The organism is Maritalea sp., from assembly GCF_047634455.1.
Classification (GTDB): Bacteria; Pseudomonadota; Alphaproteobacteria; order Rhizobiales; family Devosiaceae; genus Maritalea.
The window spans coordinates 1-10,107 of the sequence record NZ_JBLIAI010000078.1 but is presented as its reverse complement, the minus strand read 5'-3'; the positions used below and the strand labels follow the sequence as shown (position 1 = coordinate 10,107).

Below are 10,107 nucleotides of genomic sequence, written 5' to 3'. Positions count from 1 at the left end.
GAATAGATGCCACCATCATGTCGTTTTAGCTGGTTTTCAGAGTTAAACTGCGCGGTAACCACCTGTGCCAGCTCAACTTTTTTACCGTTTGAATAATTGGCAACAATCCGCCCCTCACTATTCACCTCAACAGACACAAATTCGCCAGCGGGGTAACCGTTTTGAGAAAGTTTGGTCACTTCAGAAGTGCCGTTCGCATCGGAAAACTGGGTAACCCCGTTTGAGCCGTGCTGCAGCGAAACATCACCAATTGAAATTCCGTCGATCACAAGGCCGGTTAGGCTCACAGAAGAAATGGATGGCGACAATGAACCATTGGTGCCGAACACATAGTCAGTTCCGACGTTTTTCCATTGTGGGTTGGTGCCTGCCGCGTCAGCATCGAATTGGTAAAAGAGATTCCAAGTATCAGAACCACCGTTCGCATAGGAATCTGTTTTACCCCAGCGAAGCTGAACGTTGGCCGGTGCACCGTTTTCCGCATAGACGGTGATAGCTCCACCGGCAATCGAATCTGATAGGAACAAGGCATTGTCAGTTGCAGCAATATTGGGATCGATTGTACCGCCAGTATAATCACCGGCCACGATCAGCTCCGAATTGGGATTAACTGGGTCATAACCAGCGTTCTTCGGCAACTGAGGCAAGTTCAATTGGTAATTGAACACCGCGGTGCGTTGCGAAGGCAAAAAGGCATTGTCCAGCTTGATCACATCGGGCACAGAACCAGCAACGTTGCCGGTTTTGCTATCAATCGGCAGCCCCTTGAGATAGGCACTCGAACCATTGACCAGATATCCCTCTTTATCCACGTCGAAATCGCCTCGGCGCGTATAAAAATCGGTACCACCAAAAACAGCATTGCCGTCATTCGTCCCAATTTTCTGCTCAACAACAAAGAAACCGCCGCCATTGATCGCCATATAGGTATTACGATCAGCAACCGTAATATCGCCCTGCACATCGTTTGTTGCTCGTGATTGAGCCAACACCGCGCCGGCAACCTGCCGTTTGGATGGCGCATCAGGGATCAAATCAACAAAGTCGGTTTCAATCCGTTTATAACCTGTTGTCTGAGAGTTCGCGATATTGCCTGAAATATGTTCAAGCGCGAAGGACTGAGCCTGAAGCCCCGTCACGGCGGTAGCCAACGCACCATAAATACCCATTACATTCTCCTTTTGATCACGACGCACGCATCGATTTACTTAATGGAATGCAATTTGAGTGCCAGATTCATAAAGCTTTGATTCAAAACACTTTCATTACTTTCCATCAGCGTACGGAACCGCCCATGCGGCAGATTCCACCCGGCATGCGGCAAGTTTTTCCCACCCCTTGTGTCACGAACCAAACCACCACCGTCCGGCTTGCGGGCGCTTCCAATCTCCGCTAAGAGCAGATCAACCTTTTGAAGTGAATGAGAGATAGTGGTCACCCCACTATATAAAGAATGCTATTTGCCTCGGCCGATGAATATAAAGACAGCCCGCGCAAAGCGATAACCGCCTTTGGCATGTCCGGCGTTGGCAAAACCATGGTCGCAACCCAATTGCGCAAGTCTGGCTGGTTTCACTATTCAGTCGATTATCGCATTGGCACGCGCTATATGGGCGAACATATTGTCGACAACTTCAAAAAACGGGCCATGCGCGATCCGTTTCTGGCAGGCTTGTTGCGCACCGACAGCATCTATATCGGCTCAAACATCACGTTCCACAACCTGTCCCCGCTTTCGACTTATCTTGGACAACCCGGCAACCTGGAAAAAGGGGGCCTAGATTTTGCCGAATTCAAACGTCGGCAGGCCCAGCATCGCATAGCGGAAATCTCATCCTTGCAAGATACTGCCTATTTTATTGAGCGCGCGCACGCAATCTACGGTTACAAGCACTTTATCGTGGACACGTCAGGTTCGTTTTGCGAAGTCGTGGACCCGAACGATCCGAATGACCCGGTGTTGCAGGCGGCAAGCCAGCACTCCGCGCTGCTCTATATTCGCGGAACAAAGGAAGACGAGCAACGGCTCATTTCCAGCTTTGTCAAAGCGCCTAAACCGATGTATTATAGCCCCGATATGCTTGAAAACGCTTGGGGCCGATATAAGGCCGAAAAAGCCATCAAGAACGACAATGATGTGGACCCGGACGATTTTGCCGTTTGGGGCTTCGCAGCGCTTGTGCGCCATCGTCTGCCAATCTATCAAGCCATTGCCGACAAATTTGGCTATATCATCGAAGCACGTGACTTCGAAACCATCCGCGATGACCAAGATTTCGACGCGATGATGATGATGGCGGTTGCACACCGCCTTGCTGGTTGAGTTCTTAAACTTTACCGCCTAAATCTTCTTTACCCACAAAGTAACATCAATATCTGATCCGTTAGATCACCTGCAAACTAAAACCGGAGAATTTCCATGCCCATCAGAATTCCCAACGATCTGCCCGCTCGCAAAGTGCTGGAAGCAGAGGGCGTTATGGTAATGGACGAAGATCGCGCCGCTCGGCAAGATATTCGCCCGCTGCAAATTGGTTTGCTGAACTTGATGCCAAACAAAGAGCGCACCGAAACACAGTTTACCCGATTGATTGGCGCAACCCCGTTGCAGGTGGATCTGACGCTGGTGCGCATTACAGAACACCAGTCCAAAAACACGCCGCAAACGCACCTTGAGAGTTTTTACAAAACCTGGGACGAGGTGAAACACCGCAAATTTGATGGTTTTATCATCACCGGCGCGCCAATCGCCCATCTTGAATTTGAAGATGTAGGCTACTGGGATGAAATGAAAGAAATCATGGATTGGACCCGCACCAATGCGCACACCACCATGTTTGTATGCTGGGGCGCGCAGGCCGCTCTGCACTACTTCCATAATGTCCAGCGCTTCCGTCGGCCAAAGAAGGCATTTGGCGTCTACCGCCATCAAGCGGCAGCAACAGCCTCAAAATATCTATTGGGCTTCTCGGATGATTTTGCCATCCCCGTTTCGCGCATCAACGATATTGACGAAGCGTCAGTGCCAAAAGACTTGGAAATTCTGGTCAGCTCGAGCGAAGTTGGGCTTTGCTTGCTCGACGATGCGCAGAACCGTCAGCTGTTCATGCTCAATCACCTTGAATATGACCACCGCTCGCTGGCAGAAGAATATCTGCGCGACAAAGAAGCTGGAGTGGATATCCAACCGCCGATCAACACGTTCCCCAACGACGATGTGACCAAGGAGCCCCTCAACCGCTGGCGCTCCCACGCCTATTTGCTGTTCGGCAACTGGATCAACCAGATGTACCAAACAACCGAATATGATCTGGAAAATATCGGAAAATAGCCGTTTCATTTAATTGACATCAAAAGCCAAAAGCTAGGCGTCATCACACCACCATCCCGCAAGATATGCGAGATCATTACCTCCTCAAACGTGTTTGGGGGGGGGCAAAAAGGAGGCTGCTCATAAAAACAGCCTCCTGCCCATACAGTCTATTCTTGCGGCACCTCCAATATCAAGACGTTCTGACCTGAAGCTTCATGCAAATGCCTTGAGACCTCAACAAACCCATAGCGATCATAAAACCGTCTGCCGATTATGTTGTTTTCAAACACTTCGACACTCAGCTTTCCCTTGAGCTTTGCGGCGTGATCGGTCAAAGCTTTGCCAAACCCTTGTCCGTGCAAACGCGGGTCCAAAAATAGCCCGCCAATCTCGCTACCCAGCAAGGCAATAAACCCCACTGGCAAGCCATCCACTTCCAGCACCCACGTTTCAGCATTTGGCAGATATATAGACCGCATATCGCTCCCCACCTGTTCGACGAAAATGTCTTCCAAGAATGGGTGTGCGAGCGCGTTTGCTGATCGCCAGATTTCAATGAGCGCATCGGTATCATCAGCGCAATATTCCCGTATTTTGTATTGACCTGAAGTCATCGTTCATTTCCAATTTCTTTGTTATCGATTGTCATATTGCGGGCGTGCAGAAACGATCCCCAATCGCGTAGCGCGATAGGGCCGCCCGTTTTGTGACTTAATGAGACGTCTTTTGCGAAGACGCGTAAAAACCTCAAGCGTGCAGTCGGTCAGCACATGACCGTCGCGCGTTAGGCATATGATTTTACGAATTTTGCCATGCTCATTGCGCTCATGGTGAATGGCTCCACCTTGCGTGAGAACGTGCAAAACACGTTGTTCGTATTTTGAGATATTCAACGGTTTATCCATTTGACGTGAGAACGTAACAAAGGGTTCGCTCAGCATCACACTTGAGCAGTTCCTTTGAATCAAATGTTCCTGTGGTCAGGAACTAGCGGATTACCGCAATCTCTAACATCAAATCTCCGTCGCACGCGGGGTTGCAATTGCGCACGCAAATTTTAGGTAACAACACACAACCACAAAAACAATCCACCCCACCAAAACTTATTGTACAGTTGCATCTATGCAACGATTCATCGTGAGGGGAGCAACCCCTTGTGATCAGACAAAAAATCCCTACCTTGAGATCAACAAGGGCAAATCAAGGATAAGGCTCTATGAGCAATTGGGCGGACGAAACCCGCATCGCGCTCGACAATGTGATGGACAATGTCCAAAATATTTTCACCCCGAACTTGCGCCTTGGCGTTACCGGACTTTCCCGTTCGGGCAAAACTGTGTTTATCACTTCGCTCATCCATCAGCTGGTTGAAGGCAACAACCTACCACTATTCAAACCGCTTGCTGAAGGCAGAATCATTGGCGCAAAACTGTCGCCGCTGCCAAATCACGCAACACCGCGCTTCGCCTTTGAAGATCATCTATCTGCACTCACCAGCAAAGACCGACATTGGCCGAAATCAACGCGGCAAATTTCTGAAGTTCGGCTGACGATCAAATACCAGAGCGCCTCATGGATTGGCGGCATAACCGGCCCACAAGAGTTGCATCTTGATATTGTTGATTATCCCGGCGAATGGTTGTTGGACTTACCGCTTCTCAGCAAAAACTTTGCACAATGGTCCACCGACGCATTTGAACGCGCCAGCGACCCGGCGCGGCGCGACATCGCCAAACCATGGAAGACGCTGAGCAACGCCATGGCAAAAGACGCACAGTTCGACGAAACCGAGGCGCAAAAACTGTCCACAGCGTTCAAAACTTATTTGGCTGAATGCCGAGAGGATGAGCACGCGCTGTCAGCCCTTCCCCCCGGTCGATTTTTGATGCCCGGCGATTTGGAAGGCTCGCCCGCCCTTTCTTTTGCACCATTGCCGCCCCAAGCTGGCAACAAGCCAAACAACAGCTTTTACGCGACAATGGAACGCCGCTACGAGGCGTATAAGGACCTCGTGGTCCGTCCGTTCTTTCGCGATCACTTTGCTCGGCTCGACCGACAAATCGTCTTGGTGGACACACTCTCCGCATTGAACGCGGGGCCAGCTGCCGTTAAAGATTTGCAGTCCGCCATCAGCGAGATTCTTACCTGCTTTCGCACCGGGCAAAACAATATCCTGACGTCGTGGTTTTCCTCCAAAATCGACAAAATTCTGTTCGCAAGCACCAAGGCCGACCACCTGCATCACACCAGTCATAATCAGCTTGAATTGATCCTCAACCACCTTGTGGGCAATGCCGCCCGCGACGCCCAGTATAAAGGCGCAGCAACATCATCCATCGCCCTTTCGTCTGTCCGCGCCACCCGAGAGGGGACAGTGGAACACCAAGGCGAAACGTTGGAAACGATTATCGGCACCCCGCAAAAAGGCGAAGTGTTGAGCAAAAAAACATATAACGGCAAAACCGAAATCGCTTTGTTCCCCGGTGAGTTACCGGCTAAACCTGAATCTGTTTTTGACGCAAATGGGGATCACATTGGCCAACTCAAGTTTTTGCGTTTTCGGCCTCCTGCACCCGACACAACTGAGACAGGCCATTTCAAATTGCCCCATATTCGGCTTGACCGTGCCGTCCAGTTTCTGATCGGAGACAAGCTGAAATGAAGAAACCTGTTGCCATAGAAATCAACGCAGAACCAAATAAGCCAAGCGTAACACCGACCAAAATCGACGGCTCAAAATCACCCTTGGCATTTGACATCGCCTTGGCACAAATTGAAGAACCCAACTTCAATGCCGACCTCGAATTGGCTGAAGATATTGTTCTGCCCAAGCGCTCCATATGGTCAAAACTGTTTTGGGCCGCCCTCGCATTTTTGGTGTCGCTTGGCTCTGCTCTGGCACTTGAGCGTTTGGTTTCAGACCTCTTTGCCCGCTACCCAGCTCTTGGCTGGATTGGCCTGGCGGCCGTCGCGCTTTTGCTCTTGGCACTATTCGCGCTGATTATCCGCGAATTGTTCGGCATGATGCGTTTGCGAAAACTCGAACATTTGCGAATTGCCGCCAGCGATGCGCACCAAAACCACCAACTCAAACCCGCAAAATCCATCGCCTCAAACATTCGCCAGCTCTATGCTGAACGCGCCGATTGCGCCCGCTCTGTCGCCAATTACGACAAAGGCGCAGACGGAATATTCGATGCCGACCACGTGTTGCCATTCGCCGAGCGCGAGTTGCAGCACCCGCTCGACAAAAAGGCCCGCATCATGATCGCTGCATCGGCCTGGCGCATCGCCCTCGTCACTTCGGTCAGCCCGCGAGCGCTATTTGATATTGCATTTGTGCTTTACGAAAGCATCCGCCTATCCCGTCGCGTTGCAACCCTTTATGGCGCTCGGCCCGGCTTCTTCGGTTTTATGACGCTCTCCAAAGCCATCCTTGGCCACCTTGCCCTGACGGGTGGCATCGCCCTTGGCGACAGCGTATTACAGCAATTGCTTGGTCACGGCATTGCCGCCCGTGTCTCCACCAAACTGGGCGAAGGCGTCATCAACGGGTTGATGACCGTGCGCGTGGGCATCGCCGCTATCCGCGTCACCCGGCCCATGCCGTTCCTTAACGCAAAGGCACCAAACGTCAGCGAATTCTTGCCCGAACTGCTCAAACTCGCCAAGGACGACCCAAAATCCTAGGGTCTGAACTCAATTGAGAAATGATCTGGACCTAGTAGCTGTCTTTGAGCTTTAACCACGCCATGCCATAAGCAAGATCATCCTCGTCGCGTCCTTTTGGTGCAAGGTCGAGATAGTTATACGCGCCATTCATCAAGTCCACACCCCGGCTAAACGTTGAATATGTGTGATAGACATCTTCGCCATCCCGCGCAAAAACACTGATCCCCGGCATTTCATCACCGCCCGAAAACGGGCGATAATTATATCGGCCCTCTTCGCCTTCTTTGAATGACACCTCCATATCAAAATTGAAGGTGCTGGGCGCAGACGAAACCCAATCAAAACGCCACCCCATACGTTTCTTAAATGGCAAAAGTTTTGCCAAAGGCGCGCGCGATATGGCTTTGAACGCAACATCCCGCGCCGCCAAATGCACATCAATGCCATCAAAATTATCTGCCCAAAATGAACAACTTTTGCACCCCTGTGCCCAATCCGGCCCCATCATGAAATGATAGACAATCAACTGGTTTTTGTCGCCAAACAGATCACGCAAGCTCTCAGCGCCCCGGGTGGTTTCAAAACCATAGTCTTTGTTGACGCGAACCCATGGCAATGCGCGTCGTTTCGCGCTCAATTCATCGCGCAGCCGGGTAAATTCTTTCTCATCCACCAAAAACGCTATGCGTTCTTTCTCCCACGCGTCACGGCTAACAATTCTTGTCGGTTTCATGGCAATCTCCCTTGTGCAAAAACTTATCATCGAAACATAATTCAACAACATGTCGAACAAGAAACTCCAATTTGGACAACCGGCAACACCCTCACCGTCAAGCCTATAAAACAAGTTTTTCATTATCTTATTTCTCTTGACCGTTTCAAACTTGCAGCGTAGATGCATATTTATGACGTTTTCCTCCCGCCTTGAAAAACTGCGCACGCCCTATTTCATGCTCATCCTGATGGCGATCACCGTTCAGGTTGGCTTTGCCTCGTGGAGTGCCATCCTCAACAACTTTGCCCATGAAGAAGCCGCTTTCACGGGCGCAGATATGGGTCTGTTGCAGTCTGTGCGCGAAATACCCGGATTTTTGGCCTTTACGGCGGTGTTCTTCATTCTTATGTGGCGCGAGCAAACCTTTGCGCTGATCTCGCTGGTTGTATTTGGCGTCGGCATTGCAATCACCGGAATGTTCCCCTCGGTCACCGGGCTTTTGATCACCACCTTCATCATGTCGCTTGGTTTCCACTATTACGAAACCATGTCACAAAGTTTGCAATTGCAATGGCTCCCAAAAGCGACCGCCGCCAAGCAATTGGGCACCATTTTGGCCGCCAGCGCTTTCGGACAATTGTTAATTTATGGGCTGGTGATCCTTTTGTGGAAGGTCTTCGCCCTTCCCTATATCGCCATGTTCTACATGTTTGGTGGGCTAACCCTGACCCTCGTGCTGTTCATCATTTTCTTTTTCCCAACATTTGACCAACCGCATTTGCAAAACAAAAAACTAATCTTGCGCAAACGCTACTGGCTGTATTACGCGTTGACCTTCATGGCCGGCGCACGACGTCAAATTTTTGTCGTATTTGCCGCATGGATGATGGTCGAAAAATTCGGCTTTCGCGTACATGAAGTCGCATTTTTGTTCATCATCAACGTCACCTTCAACATGCTGTTTGCCCGCCGCATCGGCGCAACCATTGGCCGCTTTGGCGAACGCGCAGCGCTCACATTTGAATATGTCGGTTTGATCATTGTGTTTGTCAGCTATGCTTTCGTCAATAACGCCATTTTAGGCGCATCGCTTTACGTGATTGATCATTTCTTTTTCGCGTTGGCCATCGCCATGAAGACCTATTTCCAAAAGATCGCCGACCCGGCCGATATGGCCCCAACCGCCGCTGTGGCCTTCACCATCAACCACATCGCCGCCGTGGTCATCCCCGTGGCATTCGGTGTCATCTGGCTCTACAACCCAGCCTATGTGTTCTTGGCGGGCGCTGGCTTTGCAGCTTTATCGCTGATTTTATCGCAACTCATCCCACGTCATCCGGTCGAGGGACACGAGACGTTACTGGTGAAGCCGAAGGTTATTGTGGGAGAATAGTTTTCATCAAACATGTAGCTTCCTGCCCTCGTCGCTCTCAAACGGGGCATTACCGGCCCCCGGCCATGATCTATGGCGCAAGCAACTACGTTGGCATTCCCGGCCTTTGAGCCGGGATCATCTTTTTAGAAGCCCCCCACCCTTAATCCCTCCCCACGAGGGGGAGGGAAACAGAGGCTGCGGACTAGCACAATTACTGAGTTTGGCACCAATTGGCGGGGGTGCCGGGGTCGGGAGCGAAGCGACCAACGGCGGCGCGTATAAATGCTCGGGGGTGCCGGGGTCGGGAGCGAAGCGACCAACGGCGGCGCGTATAAATGCTCGGGGGTGCCGGGGTCGGGAGCGAAGCGACTAACGGCGGCGCGTATAAATGCTCGGGGGTGCCGGGGTCGGGCGCGCAGCGACCAACGGCAGCGGATAAAATTAGACCCCGGATCAAGTCCGGGGCTGCCCCTGTTTGTTTATAGATGCCAAACGCAACACCAAACCACGCACCGTCCCGCACTTGATGCGGGACCAAAACAACAGCATGACCACCAGGCGGCGCGAAAAAGAATGTCTCCCTCCCCCTCGTGGGGAGGGATTAAGGGAGGGGGGCGCTTTACGTCACCGCAATCACCCACTATTGCGAAACGTGACCCCGGATCAAGTCCGGGCATGCCAAGAACGGAAAACGAACAAACCCACACAGGCGTCGAATTTGAAATGCTGAGTTAGTACTAGGGCGGCCAGCCCGGCCAACTTTTCGCGCGCCCACGCAGGTCCCGTGATTGGCGTCGGGCGGTTTTAGCCCGTCATTAATGTGGGGCACCAATTGGCGGGGGTGCCGGGGTCAGGAGCGAAGCGACTAACGGCGGCGCGTATAAATGCTCGGGGGTGCCGGGGTAGGGAGCAAAGCGACCAACGGCGGCGCGTATAAATGCTCGGTGGTGCCGGGGTCAGGAGCAAAGCGACCAACGGCGGCGCGTATAAATGCTCGGGGGTGCCGGGGTCGAGAGCAAAGCGACCAACGGC

General features: G+C 51.8%; 10 protein-coding genes. 5 read left to right on the top strand and 5 right to left on the bottom strand.

What is annotated here, in order from left to right; all coding sequences use genetic code 11:
* Positions 1-1,169, bottom strand: a 1,169-nt coding sequence (locus ACJAZW_RS14060; protein ID WP_415159190.1) for a flagellar hook-basal body complex protein, incomplete at its 3' end; no start/stop codon positions are given.
* A gap of 284 nt (positions 1,170-1,453) precedes the next feature.
* On the opposite strand from ACJAZW_RS14060, the gene ACJAZW_RS14055 reads away from it, so the two are divergent.
* Together ACJAZW_RS14055 and ACJAZW_RS14050 are read left to right on the top strand one after the other, a co-directional pair.
* Positions 1,454-2,323, top strand: a complete 870-nt coding sequence (locus tag ACJAZW_RS14055; protein ID WP_415159188.1) for an ATPase — start codon at positions 1,454-1,456, stop codon at positions 2,321-2,323.
* Positions 2,324-2,419: 96 nt separating this feature from the next.
* Complete coding sequence (locus ACJAZW_RS14050; protein WP_415159186.1) at positions 2,420-3,331, top strand: homoserine O-succinyltransferase; 912 nt, start codon at positions 2,420-2,422, stop codon at positions 3,329-3,331.
* Between the two features lie 149 nt (positions 3,332-3,480).
* Here ACJAZW_RS14050 and ACJAZW_RS14045 read toward each other — a convergent pair whose 3' ends face one another.
* Complete coding sequence (locus tag ACJAZW_RS14045) at positions 3,481-3,927, bottom strand: GNAT family N-acetyltransferase (protein WP_415159184.1); 447 nt, start codon at positions 3,925-3,927, stop codon at positions 3,481-3,483.
* A gap of 21 nt (positions 3,928-3,948) precedes the next feature.
* The gene (locus tag ACJAZW_RS14040; RefSeq protein ID WP_415159182.1) at positions 3,949-4,206 is read right to left on the bottom strand and encodes a YjhX family toxin; all 258 of its coding nucleotides are present in this window, start codon (positions 4,204-4,206) and stop codon (positions 3,949-3,951) included.
* Between the two features lie 323 nt (positions 4,207-4,529).
* Here ACJAZW_RS14040 and ACJAZW_RS14035 point away from each other — a divergent pair, with 323 nt between their 5' ends.
* Entirely contained in the window at positions 4,530-5,975 is a 1,446-nt protein-coding gene (locus ACJAZW_RS14035; RefSeq protein ID WP_415159180.1) for a YcjX family protein, read from the top strand.
* Positions 5,972-7,003 (top strand): YcjF family protein, encoded by a 1,032-nt coding sequence (locus tag ACJAZW_RS14030; protein WP_415159178.1) that lies wholly within the window; start codon positions 5,972-5,974, stop codon positions 7,001-7,003. The genes ACJAZW_RS14035 and ACJAZW_RS14030 overlap by 4 nt, the downstream gene beginning before the upstream one ends.
* A 31-nt stretch (positions 7,004-7,034) precedes the next feature.
* Here ACJAZW_RS14030 and ACJAZW_RS14025 read toward each other — a convergent pair whose 3' ends face one another.
* Positions 7,035-7,718 carry a DUF899 domain-containing protein gene (locus tag ACJAZW_RS14025; RefSeq protein WP_415159176.1) on the bottom strand — a complete coding sequence of 228 codons (684 nt, stop codon included), beginning with the start codon at positions 7,716-7,718 and terminating at the stop codon, positions 7,035-7,037.
* Positions 7,719-7,890: 172 nt separating this feature from the next.
* Between ACJAZW_RS14025 and ACJAZW_RS14020 the strand changes: the two genes are divergently transcribed.
* Positions 7,891-9,093 carry an MFS transporter gene (locus ACJAZW_RS14020; RefSeq protein WP_415159174.1) on the top strand — a complete coding sequence of 401 codons (1,203 nt, stop codon included), beginning with the start codon at positions 7,891-7,893 and terminating at the stop codon, positions 9,091-9,093.
* A 786-nt stretch (positions 9,094-9,879) separates the two neighbouring features.
* On the opposite strand, the gene ACJAZW_RS14015 is transcribed toward ACJAZW_RS14020, so the two are convergent.
* On the bottom strand, positions 9,880-10,107 hold a 228-nt coding region (locus tag ACJAZW_RS14015), incomplete at its 5' end, for a hypothetical protein (RefSeq protein WP_415159172.1).